9 protein-coding genes are annotated in these 16,230 nt (G+C 70.3%); 5 read left to right on the top strand and 4 right to left on the bottom strand.

All coding sequences use genetic code 11. The features are described 5' to 3' along the window. Positions 1 to 203 precede the first annotated feature (203 nt). The 4 genes from SY91_RS08575 (at position 204) to SY91_RS08560 (ending at position 3,761) form a co-directional block, all read left to right on the top strand. Positions 204 to 416, top strand: a complete 213-nt coding sequence (locus SY91_RS08575) for a glycine zipper 2TM domain-containing protein (RefSeq protein ID WP_011545020.1) — start codon at positions 204 to 206, stop codon at positions 414 to 416. A 224-nt stretch (positions 417 to 640) separates the two neighbouring features. Then, entirely contained in the window at positions 641 to 889 is a 249-nt protein-coding gene (locus SY91_RS08570) for a hypothetical protein (RefSeq protein WP_023477846.1), read from the top strand. A 147-nt stretch (positions 890 to 1,036) separates the two neighbouring features. Beyond that, positions 1,037 to 1,963: a DMT family transporter gene (locus tag SY91_RS08565; RefSeq protein WP_023477845.1), complete on the top strand. Its 927-nt coding sequence runs from the start codon at positions 1,037 to 1,039 to the stop codon at positions 1,961 to 1,963. Between the two features lie 517 nt (positions 1,964 to 2,480). After that, positions 2,481 to 3,761 carry an EAL domain-containing protein gene (locus SY91_RS08560; protein ID WP_043888590.1) on the top strand — a complete coding sequence of 427 codons (1,281 nt, stop codon included), beginning with the start codon at positions 2,481 to 2,483 and terminating at the stop codon, positions 3,759 to 3,761. Between the two features lie 51 nt (positions 3,762 to 3,812). On the opposite strand, the gene arfB is transcribed toward SY91_RS08560, so the two are convergent. The 4 genes from arfB to recC are packed head-to-tail and all read right to left on the bottom strand — an operon-like array spanning position 3,813 to position 13,571. Further along, the gene (arfB, locus tag SY91_RS08555; RefSeq protein ID WP_006476409.1) at positions 3,813 to 4,217 is read right to left on the bottom strand and encodes an alternative ribosome rescue aminoacyl-tRNA hydrolase ArfB; all 405 of its coding nucleotides are present in this window, start codon (positions 4,215 to 4,217) and stop codon (positions 3,813 to 3,815) included. Next, positions 4,214 to 6,532, bottom strand: a complete 2,319-nt coding sequence (locus SY91_RS08550) for an AAA family ATPase (RefSeq protein WP_023477843.1) — start codon at positions 6,530 to 6,532, stop codon at positions 4,214 to 4,216. The genes arfB and SY91_RS08550 overlap by 4 nt, the downstream gene beginning before the upstream one ends. Continuing rightward, a complete protein-coding gene (gene recB / locus SY91_RS08545; RefSeq protein WP_185920810.1) occupies positions 6,529 to 10,236 on the bottom strand; it encodes an exodeoxyribonuclease V subunit beta in 3,708 nt (1,235 codons plus the stop codon). Before recB ends, SY91_RS08550 begins: the two co-directional genes overlap by 4 nt. Then, positions 10,233 to 13,571 (bottom strand): exodeoxyribonuclease V subunit gamma, encoded by a 3,339-nt coding sequence (gene recC / locus SY91_RS08540; RefSeq protein WP_185920809.1) that lies wholly within the window; start codon positions 13,569 to 13,571, stop codon positions 10,233 to 10,235. The genes recB and recC overlap by 4 nt, the downstream gene beginning before the upstream one ends. A 179-nt stretch (positions 13,572 to 13,750) precedes the next feature. Here recC and SY91_RS08535 point away from each other — a divergent pair, with 179 nt between their 5' ends. Continuing rightward, positions 13,751 to 16,045 (top strand): FUSC family protein, encoded by a 2,295-nt coding sequence (locus tag SY91_RS08535; RefSeq protein WP_023478014.1) that lies wholly within the window; start codon positions 13,751 to 13,753, stop codon positions 16,043 to 16,045. Positions 16,046 to 16,230: the final 185 nt, after the last annotated feature.

Here is a 16,230-nt window from a genome sequence, read left to right as displayed (position 1 = left end):
TTTCGAGCGGGCTTTTTTTGCGTGCCGAGCGCCTGTTGCGCATCCCGTGTGCCTGCCAATCCGGTGCGAAACAATTGATTACGAAACCGCGCGGGCCTTAACAAGTCCTTACAGCAGCGTCGCGGGACGGCGCGTAGATTGAAGTCATGCGCGGCCGCCAGCCGGTCGTGCGCCTTCCGTTCACTACCACAAGGACAACGATCATGAACTCGATTCGGCGTTTTGGGGTATGCGCTCTTCTCGTTGCGACCGTGGCCAGCCTGTCGGCCTGCGATTCGATGTCGCGACGCCAGCGCGATACGGCAATCGGTGCGGGTGTCGGCGGCGTGGCCGGCGCGGCGATCGGCGGCAACGCGCTGTCGACGCTGGGCGGCGCGGCGGCCGGCGGCATCATCGGTAACCAGGTCGGCAAGTAACGAGCGCGACATCGGCCGGTTGGGCGTCGCTCAGTTGCTGGCCAGTCGGTTCAACGGCGTTTCCGCGGTGCGGAAGCGCCGTTTTCGTATGTTTCGCATGCCGTGCCGCAAAGGCGCGTCCGCGCCGCCCGGAAATGATCGGTTACCGTTTTTCATACCGTGTCATCGGTACGCGGCCTAAGCTTGAAGCATCTGCCGATGGCCGGCTCCGCCGGAGACACATCATGAACAGGACCTTCGTCGCCGCAGCGCTCGCCTGCACGACGCTTGCCGGCTGCTACTACCCCTACGGCTACTATCCGGGCGGCTATTACACGGCGGTGCCGGTACAGCCCGCGCCCGTGTATGTCGATCCGGCCCCCGCCTATTACTATCCGGCGCCGGCGTATGCGCCCGCGTGGGGCGGCTACTGGGGCCCGGCGTTGTCGCTCAATTTCGGTTTCGGCGGACGCGGCGGCTGGCGTCATCACTGATCTGAGCGGCCGTGCCGCGCGTGGTCGGCTATCCGCCCCCGGCAAGCGGCGGAACTCCCGTTTCTTGTCGTTTCATCCGATCCTGAAACGACGGTGCGGTAACGCGGTGTAAGATTCTTCGCATCCCGTCCCGCCCCGGCCCGATCGATGTCACCCAAGAACGCTTTCCTGCTGACCGTGCTCGCCGCCCTGTGGGGCGCATCCTTCCTGTTCATCCGAGTCGGCGTGGTCGATTTCGGCGTCGCGCCACTGATGGCGCTGCGCGTGGGCATCGGCGCGCTGTTTCTCGCGGGCTTCGCGCTGACGCGCTTCAAACCCGCCGATCTGGGCGCCCGGTTGCGCCGTCATGCGTGGCCGCTATTCGTCGTCGGCGCGCTGAATTCCGGCATCCCGTTCTGCCTGTTCGCGTTCGCCGAGCTGACGCTGTCGGCCGGCGTGACGTCGGTGATCAATGCGACCACGCCGCTGTGGGGCGCGCTGGTCGCTTACCTGTGGCTGAAGGACAAGCTGTCGCTGCCGCGCGCGCTCGGGCTCGTCATCGGATTTTCCGGCGTGCTCACGCTCGTGTGGAACCAGGTCGCGAACGCGCACGGCGACACGGGCGCCAGCGCGACCGCGCTCGCCGCGGCGGCCGCGCTCGGCGCGACGCTGCTGTACGGCATCGCGGCCAACTATACGAAACGCAAGCTCGGCGGCGTCGATCCGCTCGTCAACGCAGCCGGCAGCATGATCGGCTCGACCATCCTGCTGCTGCCGTTCGCGATCGCGACCTGGCCGGCCGCGCCGGTCGGCGTGCACGCCTGGAGCGCGGTGCTCGCCCTCGGCGTCGCATGCACGGGCATCGCGTATTTCATCTTCTTCTACCTGATCGCGCATGTCGGGCCGGCCCGTGCGATTACCGTGACGTTCGTGATCCCGGTGTTCGGGCTGCTGTGGGGCGCGCTGTTCCTCGGCGAACACGTGTCGGCCGTGATGATCGAAGGCTGCGCGATCGTGCTCGTCGGCACCGCGCTCGCGACCGGTGTGATCAAGCGGATTCCCGGCGTCCGACCGCGCGGCGGCGAGGCGGCCTGACGATCGGCGAGCGGGGCGCACGAACTGCGGCCGGCCGCCCGTCTCCCGTCGCGCGGCAATACCGGTGACGACGCGACGCGGGTGTGCCGACGGACCGCGGATCGCATCATGACGCGCGGGCATTCGCCTCATTCGTCTGATGGCGGCGGCCGCCGCCGGGATTTCCCGCATCGGCCTGTGCGTCGCGCCGCGGCGACGCACGGTCATGCCGAGGCTCTGTCGCGAGATTGTCATCTGCCGCTGGCCGCGGCGCGCTTCGTTTCGCGACGGTCATGCACCGTACGCATGCACGCGGCGCCCGTCGCCGCGCCGCCGGGCACGGGCTGGAATCGCGGTGTACCGTTTGCGTCTGGAGTTACCCTGATACGCGCGCCGCGGCAATCCCGTTACACTCGGAAAACTCATCCGCAGAAGGCGGTCTCGATGCTCCACGTTCTTTTGCGTCCGCCTGCGCATGCGGCTGCATCGGCGTGGCGATGCGCCGCCGCCCCGCCGCCCGCTGCCGGGCACCGTTGACATGAAGTCCACCCGCGACCTGTCGCTCGACGCCCTGCTCGAACGCCTCACGCCGACGCCCCAGGGCTGGCTCGCCACCTATCGCACCACGACCTTGCGCAGCGTGTTCCAGCCCGTGCTGTCGATCACGCACAAGCGCGTCGTCGGCTACGAGGCGCTGCTGCGCGTCGTCGACGACAACGGCGCGCTGGCGTCGCCCACCGCCCTGTTCGACAAGACGCGCGGCGACGCCGACGCGCTGCTGCTCGACCGGCTCGCGCGCTGCCTGCACACGGCCAACTTCGTCGCGCAGGGGATCGGCGACGGCTGGCTGTTCCTGAACGTGACGCCGCGCGTGCTGGACACGGGCCTCGTGCAGCGCGAGTTCGTCGAGGCGCTGTGCCGGCATTTCGCGCTGCCGCCGAATCGCATCGTGCTGGAGGTGATCGAGCAGCCGGCGCGCGACGAAGCCGCGCTCGCCCGCACGATCGACATGATCCAGCATCGCGATTTCCTGATCGCGATCGACGATTTCGGCACCGGCTTCTCGAACTTCGACCGCGTGTGGCGGGCACGGCCCGACATCGTGAAGCTCGACCGCTCGCTCGTCGAGCGCTCGACCGGCTCGGCCGACGATCGCCGCATCATGCATCACCTCGTGTCGATGCTGCACCAGGCCGGCGCGATGGTGCTGGCCGAAGGCGTCGAAAGCGACGACGCGCTGCAGGCGCTGATGGAAGCCGACATCGATTTCGTGCAGGGTTTCCGGTTCGGCCAGCCCGATGCATCGATCGCGCACGCGAGCGCCGCGGCGCCCGCGATGCTCGATGCCGCGTGGCGGCGCTTCATCGCCCGCCGGCACACGCCGGTGGCCCCCGAGCAGCCCGGTTTCGACGCGATCGAACGGCTCGTGCTCGGCGGCGCGGCCGCGTTTTCGGCGAGCGGCAACCTGCAGGACGCCGCGCAACGCGTGTTCGCGGTGCCGGCCGCGCGTCGCGTGTTCGTCACGGACGAGACCGGCGAACAGTTCCTGCCGTCGATCGGCGCGCCGCTCGACGACAGCCAGGCGAGCGTGACCCGTCTCGCGCCGCTGTTCCCGGAAACCCACAGCAACTGGTCGCGACGCCCGTATTTCCAGCGCGCGATCGCCGCCCCCGGGCGCGTCGCGCTGATGGGGCCGCACTTCTCGCTGACGGAAGGCCGCGACTGCTATACGGCCGCCGTCGCGATCCGCGCGCAGAGCCGGCTCGTCGTGTTCTGCGTCGACTTCGTGCTCGACAGCGCCGGAACCGTGATGCGGTAGCCGGCGCGCACGGCGCACGTTCGCCTGCGACCCGCACCGGCCCTTCGCTCGTCAGTCGATCACCTTCCCTCGTCCCGACTTCACCGTGCTGCGGCGCGACTTGTGCTCGAGCCGCCGTTCCTTCGACGCACGCGTCGGCCGCGTCGCGACCCGGGCACGCGGCGTGTACGCGACGCTGCCGATCAACGTATCGAGCCGTGCCAGCGCGGCCTCGCGGTTCTTCTCCTGCGTCCGATATTCCTGCGACTTGATCACGACGATGCCGTCGCGCGTGATGCGCTGGTCGGACAGCGCAAGCAGCCGCTCCTTCAGGACCGGCGGCAGCGACGACGCGCGAATGTCGAAGCGCAGATGAATCGCGCTCGACACCTTGTTCACGTTCTGCCCGCCCGCGCCCTGCGCGCGCACGGCTGTCCATTCGACCTCGGCCGGATCGAGCGTGTAGCGAATCATCATCGCGAAACCTCCGTGCGGCGCCGGGCAAGCGCCTCGTCGACGCGGGCCGCGAGCCCCGAATCGCGCTGCGTGCGTGTCGCGACCGCCTGCGCCAGCACGCGCCGCGGCCCGATCACCTGCACGCGCGTGCGGGCGCGCGTGACGGCCGTATAGACCAGCTCGCGCGTCAGCACCCGGCCGAACGACGCGGGCAGCACGAGCGCCGCCTCGTCGAATTCAGAGCCCTGCGATTTGTGCACCGTCAGCGCGAACGCCGTTTCGTGCGGCGGCAGCGCAGCCGGCGACACCGCGCGCGCGGTGCCGTCCGCGCGCCGGAACCACACGCGTAGCACGCCATGCGCGTCGGGCAGCGCGATGCCGATGTCGCCGTTGAACAGTCCCAGCGCATAGTCGTTGCGCGTGACCATGATCGGCCGCCCGGTGAACCAGTGCGCGCCGACCGCAAGCGGCACGCGCGCCGCATGCCGCACGTGCGCGGCCACCAGCGCATTGACGTGTTCCGCCCCGCGCGAGCCGCTGCGGGTCGCGCACAGGATCCGGAACCGGTTGAGCGCGTCGAACAGCGGCAGCGGATCGGGCACCGGCGCGGCCAGCGCGTCGCGCAACGCGTCGAGGTAGGCGCCGAAGCGCCGTGCGAGCCGCTCGACCGTCGACGACGCCAGCGTGTCGCCCGCATCGTCGTGAAACGATGCGGCGGCCGAATCGTCGGTGGGCAACGCTTCGAGCGTCGCCTGCACGTCGCCGCGGCGGATCGCGAGCGACAGCCGCCCGATCGGCGAATCGAGACCGAAGCGGTAATTGCGTTCTAGCCACACCACGCAGTCCGCGAGCGGTGCCGCGGTGGACGTACCGGTGGACGCGGCTGCGGCTGCCGCTTCGCCGGCCAATGGCGATGCGGGCGCCGTCATCGATGCAAGTGCCGCATCGCCTGCGTCGAACGGCGGCAGCTCGACGGTGTCGAGCCATGCGAGTTCGTCGGCCTCGATCCAGGCCGGTGTCTTGCCGTCTGGTGCGCCGGCATCGGCGGTCAGCGCCGACTCGGTGGGCGGTGACGGCGCGATGCCGGCCGTCGACGACACTTCGTCATCCTGCGGTTCGTCGTCGAAAAGCGACGCCTGTCGCGCATCGACTTTCGGCCGCGGCGCCGATTTGCGCGAAACAGGCGCAGATGCCGATGGCGACGCCGGAGCCCGTGCGGACGCGGAAACCGGCTGCGCGGCCGGCACCGCTGCCGGCGCCACCTCGTCCGGCACCGGCAACGCCGCGACGAACGTCGCCTCGTCGATGCCGAGCGCCTGCGCGATGCGCGTGCGCGCCGCGGCGGTGAACGCCGGCCGCGCGCTCAGCTCCGCGAATACGGCGCCGGCCTCGACCGCCGCCAGCTGGTCCTTGTCGCCCAGCAACACGAGCCGCGCACCCGGCGCGAGCGCGTCGAGCAGATGCGCGGCGAGCGCGACGTCGATCATCGACGCCTCGTCGACGACGATCAGATCGTACGGCAACGGATTGTCGCGATGATGCCGAAAGCCGGCCGCCCCGCCGCCGCCCAGCAGCCGATGCAGCGTGTACGACGTGTCGGGCAGGCGCGCCGCGAGCTCGGGCGGCAGATCGCCGGCGCGCGCGTGCAGCGCCTCCTGCATCCGCTGCGCGGCCTTGCCGGTCGGTGCGGCCAGCGCGATGCGCAGCCCCGGGTGCGCGTCAAGCAGACAGGCCAGCACGCCGACGACGGTCGTCGTCTTGCCCGTGCCCGGCCCGCCGCTGACGATCGTCACGCGGCCGGTCAGCGCGACGATCGCCGCGACGCGCTGCCAGTCGACTTCACCGGTGGCCGGCCCGAAGTAACGGGCGAGACTGTCGCGCAACCGGTCGGGCGACAGGCCTTCGTCCGGCGCGGCGACGCCGGCCTGCGCGACGAGCGCATCGGCGAGCCGCCGTTCGTAATCGAAATAGCGCGACAGGTACAGGTGATCGAGCCGGTCGACGATCAGCGGCCGCTCGCCGCCGCGCGCAAGCGTGCCGAACGCGACCACGCCGCTCGCGGCAAGCGCCGCGCGGACCTCGCCGAGCGGCGCTTCGTAACGCTGTGCAAGCGCGCCAAGCGCGACGCACACGTGGCCGCTCGCGGTCGCACGGCTCGTCGCGAACGCGGCACGCGCCGCCCAGCGTGCCGACGCGGACGGCGCACCGGCACGTCGCGCGAGGTCGCCGATGCGGCGCGCGAAGCCTTCCGCGAGCGCAATGCCGAAATCGGCCGGCTCGGGCAGCCGCGCGACGAGACCGCCGGTGAATTCGAGCATGTCGTCGGATGCGGTCATGCGCGGCCCCCTTCCATCATCCGGTCGAGTGCGTCGACGAGCGCGCGGGCGGGCCGCCGCGCATGCACGCCGGCCGGCTCGCCGCCGCTGCGCCAACCTGGCCGCACGCCGCGCACGAACAGGTACAGGTAACCCGCGATATGCGTGTCGTAGTCGTAATCCGGCAACCGGCCGCACAGGTAGCGATGCAGCGCGACCGTATAGAGCAGCGCCTGCAGGTGATATGCGTGATCGGCCATCGCGACGTCGAGCGCGCGCGGGCCGTAGGCGTCCGGTGTCGTGCCGAGGTGGTTCGACTTCCAGTCGACGATCCAGAAACGGCCGTCGTGTTCGACGATCATGTCGATGAAACCCTTGATGAAACCGGCGAGCGTGCCCGCCTCCAGTGCAACGTCCGGATAACCGTGCGCGACCAGTAGCCGGCGCAGCGCCAGCAGGTCCAACGACGGCGCCGGAAACAGGAAACCCATTTCGTCGAGCCGCTTCGCCGGATCGAGATCGACGAGCCGCATGCCCGACACGAGCTCGGTGTGCACGACATCGTCGACGAGCCGCACCATCATCGCCGGCAGTCGCGCCGCAAGCGCCGGCTCGGCCTCGACCGGCCGGTCGTGCAGCGCGCCAAGCGCGGCCGCGTGCCACGATTCGGGCTCCGTGAACCGGCTGAGTTCGAACAGGCGGTGCAGGCATTCGCCCGCCGCCGCGCCGCGCGGGAACACGAGGATGTCGTCGTCCGGCGGATCGGTCGCAATCGTATCGGCGAATATCAGTTCGCCGTCCGGCGTTACCGCGGCGAGCGCATCGTGATCGGGCCGCAGTTCGTCGTCGGGCACGGCCGCGACGCCCGCCTCCTCGCGCGCCATCGACGCGGTCAGCGAGCTGAAGCTCGCCATCCGCCACGCATCGCGCAGCACGCGCGTCGCATGGCGCGCCGCGAGCGTCTGCGACGCGTCGTGCCCGGCCGCGAGACGCTCGCGGCGCGCGGGCACGGGCAGCGGCGCGACGCTCACGGGGCCGCCCGCGAGCGCGCGCCATGCCGCCTCGAGCGCGGCTTCGTCGGGCGGCTCGTCGAGCCACGCATCGAACGCATGGCCGGCACCGGCGACGAGCCAGTTGAGCACGCTGCGCCGCGCTTCGCGCGTCGAACGCGACGACAGGTAGGGCCCGGCGACGACATAGCAGCGATACACCGCGCGCGTGAGCGCCACGTAGACGAGCCGCGCGCGCTCCGCGGCCTGCTCGCGCAGCGCCTGCCGCGCCGCGTGCGCGGCCGCTTCGTCGTCGCATCCGTAATGCAGCACCGCCTCGCCCGCGTCGTCGTGATACTCGCGCGCATCGGGCAGCGCGGAAGACGGCGGCTCGCGCAGCCCGCCGTCGTTGAGGAACGGACAGAACACGACCGCGTATTCGAGCCCCTTCGACTTGTGCACCGTGACGATCTGCACGAGGTTTCGATCGGATTCGAGCCGCAGTTGCGCTTCCTCGCCGCCGCCGTCCAGCCGTTGCGCGGCCAGCCAGCGCAGCGTCGGCGCGATACCCGGTTGCGCGGACGCCCGTGCCTGCGTCAACTCGGCCAGATGGTTGATGTCGGTCACGCGACGTTCGCCGTCCGCACCGCCCATCAGCCGTTCGGCGATCCGCAGCTCGCGCGTGAACGTGCGCCACATCACCGCGAAGCCGCGTTCGCGCCACAGCAGCCGATACCGCGAGAAGCGCTCGACCCAGCTCATCGCGTCCGCACTGTCGGCCGCCGACGCGCCGGGTGGCGCATCGCCGTCGCCCTGCTCCATGCGCCACAGCGCGCCGGCATCGAGCCCGAACCAGTCGGACGCGAGCGCCGCGCGCAGACGCCGCAGGTCGCCTGGCGCATCGATCGCCGCCAGCACGCGTTCGAGCTGTTCGGCGTCGCCGGTCGAAAACACCGACGCCTGAGCCAGCTCGACGCTGCCGATGCCCCACGTCGCGAGCACGCGCTTCACGAGGCTGCCCTGCCGGTGCGTCTGCACGAGCACCGCGATGTCGCCCGGCGACAACGGCGACTCTCCCAACCGCACTCGCCCTTCACGCGCGCCGCGCATCAGCCGCGCGATCTCGGCCGCGCAGGCCTGTGCAGCCTGCGCCTGCGCATCGCGCTTGAGCAGCGTACCTTCGCCGCCCGGCAGCGCCCACACCCGGAAATCGCCGGCCGGGCCCGGATCGGTCTCGTCGACGAACGGCGCACGCACACGCGTGCCGGCGCGCACCGCGTAATAGTCGAGCCCGTCGAGCACGAACGCGCGCGGATTCGACAGGAAGAAGCGATTGCACGCTTCGACGATCGCGGGTGTCGAGCGCTGGTTGACCGCGAGCGTGTAGCACGCGCTCGCCCGTGCGCGCGCGGCGAGATAGGTATGCAGGTCGGCCGCGCGGAAACTGTAGATCGCCTGCTTCGGATCGCCGACGAGAAACAGCGGGCCGCGCGGCGCGAAGATCCGGTCGAAGATCGCGAACTGCAGCGGATCGGTATCCTGGAACTCGTCGATCAACGCGGCCGGATAGCGCGCGCGCAGCGTCTCGGCGAGCCATGGATGCGCGTGCAGCGCGTGATACAGGTTCGCGAGCAGGTCATCGAACGATACGACGCGACGCGTGCGCTTGCGCTCGGCCAGCTCGCCGGGCGCCATGTCGAGCCATTCGGCGATCAGCGCGAGCCAGCGCGCGCGCTGCGCGGCCTCGGCTGCGGCCACGGCCGCTTCGAGCGCGTCGGCCACGTCGAAGAACGCATGTGCGGGTGTCGCACCGCCTTTTTTGGTCGCCTTCGTCAGCGCGGTTTGCGTGAGCTTCAGCGCGGCTTTCGGCAGCGCGGCCGTCGCGTCGCCCTGCTCGAAATGCACGGCCCACGCGGCGAGCGCATCGGTAACCGCGTCGGGCTTGTGCGAGCGTTGATTCAGTACGGGCTGCGCGGCGCGCAGCAACGCATCGATCGCGTCGCGCTCGGCCGCCCACATCCGCGCCGCCTCGGCGAAGCATTCGGCCGCCGCTGCTTCGGCTGATTCGTCCGGCTCGGTCACGCCATCCCAGCGCAGCGCGGCGAGCGGCTTCTTCAGCCGGCGTGCAAGCTGTGCATCGAGCGCGGCCGGGCCGGCGCCCGATTCGACAAGCCAGGTCGCGAAGCCCGGCCAGCGCGCGGCCGCCGGTTCGACACGCGTGCGCCAGAAATCCGCCGCGAGTTCGAAGCGCAGCGACGCATCGTCGGCCTCCATGTCGAACGCGAACGGCATCGCGGCCGCGAACGGCGCTTCCTGCAGCGCGCGCTGGCAGAACGCGTGGATCGTATGGATCGCCGCCTGGTCGAACGCGCGCAGCGCGCGCCGGATCCGCTTCGCGGCCGTCTCGGAGTCGAGCGCGCCGTCATCGCCGAGCGTGGTCTCCAGCAGGCGCGCGATGAACGGATCTCCGCCGTCGTCACCCGTGTCGAGCGCATGCGCAAGCTGCGCGAGCCGGCTGCGAATCCGCTCGTGCAGCTCGGCCGTCGCCGCTTTCGTGAAGGTCACGACGAGGATCTCGTCCGCGCCGAGATCCTTTTCGAGCAGCAGGCGCACGTACAGCGCGCAGATGTTCCAGGTCTTGCCGGTGCCGGCCGACGCCTCGATCTGGTTGACGCCGTCGAGCGGGCAGGCGAACACGTCGAGTTCGAGCGCCTGCTGCTGCGACACGGCGCTCATGCGACCTCCTTCAGATGTTCGACGAGCGGCTCGAACACGAGCCGCGCGAGCGTGCCGAACGGCTCGTCGAGCGACGGATGCGCGCCGCGCCACGCGATCGCGATGGCCGGGTCGTCGGCTTCGCTCACGACCCGCTCGTTGATCCACACGCTCGCGGCCTTCGCCTCGCCGTCGGATACCCGCGCCCACGCACTGCGCGGGAAAAACCGCAGCGGCATGCGCCGCCCCGCGCGAAACAGCGCGGCCAGCGGCGCGAGCCGTTCGAGCGGCGCCGCGACGGGCGTCAGCTCGAACGCACCGCCGCTGCCGAACCACAGCGTGCGGCGCGGGCCGCCGGGCTCGATCGCACAGTAGACGAGATGCGCGAGCCACGCGGACAGGTAATCGCGCGCGCTCGGCCGTGCATAGCGGTAGACGACCTGCCCGGCCGGCGTCAGCCGGTTCAGCGTGCCGTGCAGTTCGAGCGGCGCGCTCACCGCGTCGGCCGCCAGCATCGCGTCGTCGGCGCCGAACAGCGGCTGCTCGGTGTCGGGCCACTTCGGTGCGACGATGAGCGAGAACGGCCGCCGCTCGATGCCGTCGGCCAGCGCACGGCGCACGTTCGACGCAAGCTGCGTCATCGAACCGAGCGCCTGGTCGCGCCACACCGCCCCCGTCGCGCCGCCGGGCAGTTCGGGGCTCGCGTCCGCAATGCGCAGCGCGTGATCGTGCACGCCACCCTCGCTCGCTTCGATCAGGAGCGGCAGCACGCGCTCGGCCAGCGCGTCGCTGCCGGCAAAGTCCAGCGCGAATGGCTCGGTATCGAGCAGTTCGGCCTGTGCGTCGGCGAGCACGATGCCGAGCCGGCCGCGTAGCAACGCACGCGCCGGATGCCGCCAGAAGCGTTCGAATTCGCTGAACGCGACGGGCTCGACCGGCTCGGCCGGCAGCGGCTGCGCGAAGAACGGCTGCTCGCGCGGCTCGCCGCGCGACGCTTCGGCGGCCAGCAGCGACGCGAGCGTCGCCCGCTCGGCGTCGTACGACACGAGTTCGCTGCCCGGCTGGAAATACGCGGCCGCGAACGGTTGCAGCGGATGCTCGACGATGAACGCGCGCCGTGCGGCATCCACCGCATCCGGTGCGGCGCCGGGCCCGGCCGTGACGATCGCCAGATGATCGAGCAGCTCGTCGACGAGCGCCGCGGGCGGCAACGGCGCATTGTCGCGGATGCTGCGGCCCGTATAGGCGATCAGCAACCGGTCGCGTGCGGCGAGCAACAGGTCGAGAAACAGATTGCGCTCGTCGTCGCGACGCTGCCGGTCGCCCAGCTTCGGCAGCACGGCCATCAGGTCGAATTCGTCCGCGCGCGCGAGACTTGGCAGCACGCCATCGTCCATCCCGAGCAGGCAGACGACGCGATACGGCAGCCCGCGCAAGCTCGTCAGCGAAGAGAACGTGACGCCGCCCCACGGCACCCCGCCGCGGGCCGGATCGTCGAGCGCCGCGGTGAGCCCCGCGCGCACGACGGCCGCCGACAACGCCTCGTCCGGCGCCCCTTCCGTCATCGCGGCCAGCATCGCGTCGAGCGCGTCGCGCACGCCGGCCAGCGCGTCGGCATACGCGGCGCCCGAATCGAAGAAGCGCGCGAGCGTGTCGGCAAACAGTTCGCTCCAGCCGCGCGGCGTGTGCGACTCCGCGAGCCGCCGCGCGAAGCCGTCGAGATCGTCGGTAAACCGTGCGAGCCGGCCGAGCAGTTCGGCCTCGCTGCCGGTGGCCGCCTCGATCGGCAGCCATGCGCCGATCGGCGCCGCGCCTTCGGGCATCGCATAGCCGAGAAAGAGCCGCGCAAGCGCATCGGAGAACGTATGGCGCGGCGCGGGCACGGCCGCGTCGTCGCTCGCGAGCGGCGACAGCCCGCGCCGCGCGCCGGCGGCCGCGAGCCAGGTCTGCACCGTTTCGAGCGCGGCCGCGTCGATGTCGTAGCGCGCGGCCACCGCATCCACACGCAGCCATTCGACCAGCTCCGGCGCGCCGACCTGCCGTTCCGGCAACGCGAGCCAGTCGAGCAGCACGCGCGCGACCGGGTTCGCCTGCGACGGCGGCAGGCCGGTGATCCGGTACGGCACCCGCGCGCCACCAGCGCCGGCCGTGCCGAACACCGCGTCGATCAGCGGCCCGGCCGCGGCGAGATCGGCGACCGCGACGAGCACGTCGGACGGCTGCAGGCTCGCATCGGCGTCGAACCAGGCAAGCAGCCGGTCGTGCAGCACCTCGAGCTGGCGCGCGAGACTGTGGCACACGTGCACCTCGATCCCCCGCTCGACCGGCGTGTCGCCGATTTCGGCTTCCGGCTGCAATCCGAGGATCGCGTTCTGCACGCGCGCGAGCCAGGTGGGCGCGGGGTTCTCGACGAAACGCGACGCATCGCCCGATGCGGCGCTTTCGGTCAGTTCGTGCAGCATGTGCAGTTGCGCCTGCGTCTGCCTGCCCCATTCGGCGAGCAGCGGATGACCGACCTCCTGGTAGTCGCGCCGCCCGGCAGCATCGAGCGCCTCGGCATGCGCGGCGGTCACGATGTCGAACCAGAATTCGCGGCACGGGTTCAGCGCGTAGACGCGCACGTCGATCCAGCGCGACAGTTCGCGCAACAGCGCGACGTGCAGCGGCGGCATCGTCGGCAGCGCGAACACGCTGACCGATTCGGGCCAGTCGGCCCGCGCGACCGCGTCGGCATCGAGATGGCGCGCTTCGACGAGGAAGCGGTGTGCCGGCGGCGTGCCGCTGTCGCTCAGCTCGGCGAGCAGCGCACGCCACAGCGCGGCCTGCCAGCGCTCGTCGTCGCGCGCGGCGTCGCTGATCCCGCGCGGCGCGGCGTCGCCCGCGAGCATCGATTCGCCGGCCTGCCACGCGGCCAGCCATTCGGGGCGATAGGTCAGGTAGTGATCGAGCACGGCCGCGACGCGATGGGCCAGTTCGTAGCGCATCGCATCGTCGGAGGCCGACAGATACGCGGCGAGCCGCGGCGACGCGAGCCACGGCGCACCATCGGCCGCCTGCGCGAACAGCCGGTAGCAGCGCCACACGAGCCGGTCGGGTGCGAACGGCGAGCGCGCGGGCACCGTCAGCACGCGGCCGATCTGCGCCCACAGCCACTGCGCGAGATAGGTGAACTCGACGTTCGCGCACACGCCATTGCGCGCGGCGATGTCGAGCTCGAGACGGCGGCGCAGCGCCGCGCTCGGCACGATGACCTGTTGCGGCGCCCACGGGCCGTTGCGGGCCGGGAACGCGGCCAGATCCTCGAGCAGCGCGTCGGCCAGCGTTTCGTGACGGTTCGAATAGAAGAGATGGAGCATGAGGCGGGCGTCGGAACCTCGCACCGACGGGGCCGGGCGAACAGGATGACCAAGGATAGCAAAGGGCCGCAGCCACGGCCATCGTCCGGACAGCCAGCTTTTGCGAGCCGCGAAATACGATAGACTCGTCGCCAGTCAATACGCCGCCCCGGCGTCTTCGTCTGTCATTCAGCCCATCGATGCGCTATTCGGTCGAAATCAGAAAGTTTTTCTACAGCCAGTACTTTTTCGGCGGCCTGCGGATCGCGGTCGGCGTGTCGCTGCCGGCCGTGTTGTGCCTGATCGTGTTTCACAACCGCGAGCTCGGCTTCACGATCTCGACGGGCGCGCTCGGCGCGTGCGTGGTCGACATGCCGGGCCCGCTGAAGTACAAGCACAACGAAATGCTCGCGTGCAGCGTGATCGGCTTCCTCGCCGCGCTCGCGACCGGCCTCGCGACCCCGAACATCTTCGCGCTGTGGCTCACGATCGTGCCGCTCACGTTCGTGCTGTCGCTGATCGTCGTCTACGGCAACCGCTGGCCGCAGATCAGCTTCGCGACGCTGTTCATGATGGTGATGACGCTCGAGGAGAAGTTCACGCCGCTGCAGGCGTTCGTCAACGCCGGCTGGATTCTCGCGGGCGGCCTCTGGTACACGTACTGGGCCACGCTCGTGTCGCAATGGCAGGCGCGCCGGATCGAGCAGCAGGCGCTGGCCGAAAGCCTGTTCGCCTGCGCCGATTATCTGCTCGCACGCGCGCAGTTCTACGATCTCGACGCCGATCTCGACGAGTGCTACCGCAATCTCGTCGCCCGGCAGATCACCGCGGTCGAAACGCAGGAAACCGCACGCGACATCGTGCTGCGCAACCTGCCGAAGCTGCGGCGCGGCAAGCTCGATCCCGGCCGCACGACGATGTACAACCTGTTCATCAACAGCGTCGACCTGCACGAGCTGTTCGTCGGCGCGCACACCGACTACCCGCTCGTGCGCAACACGTTCGGCGGCTCGGACCTGATCATTTTCTATCGCGACCTGATCCGCAAGGCCGCGGCCGATCTCGAGGAGGTCGGCCTCGCGGTGCTCGAAAACCGCGCGCCGCATTCGCACATCAGCGTGAAGGCCGAGCTGCGCGCGATCGAGTACGAGATCGAGTTGATGCGCAAGAAAAACTTCGCGGCCACCCACGCGGAAGCCTATGCGGCCGTGGTCGCGACGTTCCGGCGCATCTGGAGCGCGACGCGCCTGATCGACCGGATGCGCCGCAACCTGTCGGGCCACGCCGATCCGCAGCAAACCGAACTGAAGATCGACAAGGCGCTCACGCGCTTCCTGCAGCGCCGCCGCATGTCGCCGCTGCTGATCTTCTCGAACCTGAACATGCGCTCGCCGAGCTTTCGCCATGCACTGCGCGTGACGATCGCGGTGGCGGTCGGCTTCTGGATCGGCCGGCTGCTGCCGCTCACCAACGCGTACTGGATCGTGATGACGACCATCATCATCCTGAAGCCCGGCTATTCGCTGACCAAGCAGCGCAACGCGGCGCGTATCGTCGGTACGCTGATCGGCTGCGCGGCGAGCGTCGCGCTGATCTACACGGTCAAGGATACGCACCTGCTGATCGCGATCATGTTCGGGTCGATGGTGATGAGCTACAGCCTGCTGCTGTTCAACTATGCGGCGAGCGTCGTGTTCACGTCGTCGTACGTGCTGCTGATGTTTCACCTGCTCGCGCCGGGCAGCATGCGGATCATCGGCGAACGCGCGATCGATACGGTGGTCGGCTGCATGATCGCGATCGCCGCGAGCCGGCTGTTCCCGTACTGGGAATACCGGCTGATGGGCAAGCTCGTCACTGACATGCTGACGTCCACCCGCAAGTATTTCGAGGCCGTGTGGCGCGCCGGGCGCGGCATGTCGCCGCCGGTGCCGGTGCCGACCGCCGACGGTGCCGCCGTCGTCGCGGGCGTCGCCGCCGCGATCGAATCTCCGACGGCCAGCCTCGACGACGACTACCGCTACCGCCTCGCCCGCAAGGACGTGCACATCGCGTTCGCGAACCTCGGGCAGGCGTTCCAGCGGATGATGATCGAGCCGAAGGCGCACCAGCGCTTCGTGCCCGAACTGAACGACCTGCTCGTGCAGACGCACGTGCTCGGCGCGCAGATCACGGCCGCCGCGCCGCTGATCCGCAGCGCATGCGCGGCCGACGGCGGCCTCGTCCACGATGACGCGCTGCAGCGCGGCCTCGCCGCGGTGCTCGACAATCTCGAGAAGGCCGAGGCCGGCGAACCGCCGCCTGCCGACCAGCTCGAAGCGTCGAAGCAGATCACGCGCGATCTCGATGCGATGGTCGTGTCCGCGGAAAAATCCGATGCAGTCGGCGCCGAACTCACGCATGACCTGAAGGTGCTCGCGCACCAGTGCAAGCAGATGCTCGCGTCGTCGCTGCTGATCCGCAAGGATGCGAGCGTGATCCGCCTGCCCGCCTGACCCCGAATGTCCGCGCCGGCAGGCCGGCCCACGCATGGCGCGGGTCGGCCACCGGCGCACGCCGATTCAACGATCCCCGAAGCATGCCCCACCCGCTCCACGCGGCCCGCGCATCCGGCGCGCGACCGCCCCACGCCCCATTCCGCTTGCCGCGCCAGTCAGGGAATACCCGATTCCGGCCACCG

The sequence above is a fragment of the Burkholderia cenocepacia genome, assembly GCF_014211915.1.
Lineage (GTDB): Bacteria > Pseudomonadota > Gammaproteobacteria > Burkholderiales > Burkholderiaceae > Burkholderia > Burkholderia orbicola.
The sequence above is the reverse complement of the archived record's forward strand: the minus strand, read 5'-3'. Positions and strand labels throughout refer to the sequence as shown.

Excerpts from the sequence above, each read along its gene's own strand:
- recB (WP_185920810.1), bottom strand. The coding sequence starts at position 10,236 with ATGAGCGCCGTGTCGCAGCAGCAGGCGCTCGAACTCGACGTGTTCGCC.
- recC (WP_185920809.1), bottom strand. The coding sequence starts at position 13,571 with ATGCTCCATCTCTTCTATTCGAACCGTCACGAAACGCTGGCCGACGCG.
- SY91_RS08550 (WP_023477843.1), bottom strand. The coding sequence starts at position 6,532 with ATGACCGCATCCGACGACATGCTCGAATTCACCGGCGGTCTCGTCGCG.
- SY91_RS08565 (WP_023477845.1), top strand. The coding sequence starts at position 1,037 with ATGTCACCCAAGAACGCTTTCCTGCTGACCGTGCTCGCCGCCCTGTGG.
- SY91_RS08570 (WP_023477846.1), top strand. The coding sequence starts at position 641 with ATGAACAGGACCTTCGTCGCCGCAGCGCTCGCCTGCACGACGCTTGCC.
- SY91_RS08560 (WP_043888590.1), top strand. The coding sequence starts at position 2,481 with ATGAAGTCCACCCGCGACCTGTCGCTCGACGCCCTGCTCGAACGCCTC.
- arfB (WP_006476409.1), bottom strand. The coding sequence starts at position 4,217 with ATGATGATTCGCTACACGCTCGATCCGGCCGAGGTCGAATGGACAGCC.
- SY91_RS08535 (WP_023478014.1), top strand. The coding sequence starts at position 13,751 with ATGCGCTATTCGGTCGAAATCAGAAAGTTTTTCTACAGCCAGTACTTT.
- SY91_RS08575 (WP_011545020.1), top strand. The coding sequence starts at position 204 with ATGAACTCGATTCGGCGTTTTGGGGTATGCGCTCTTCTCGTTGCGACC.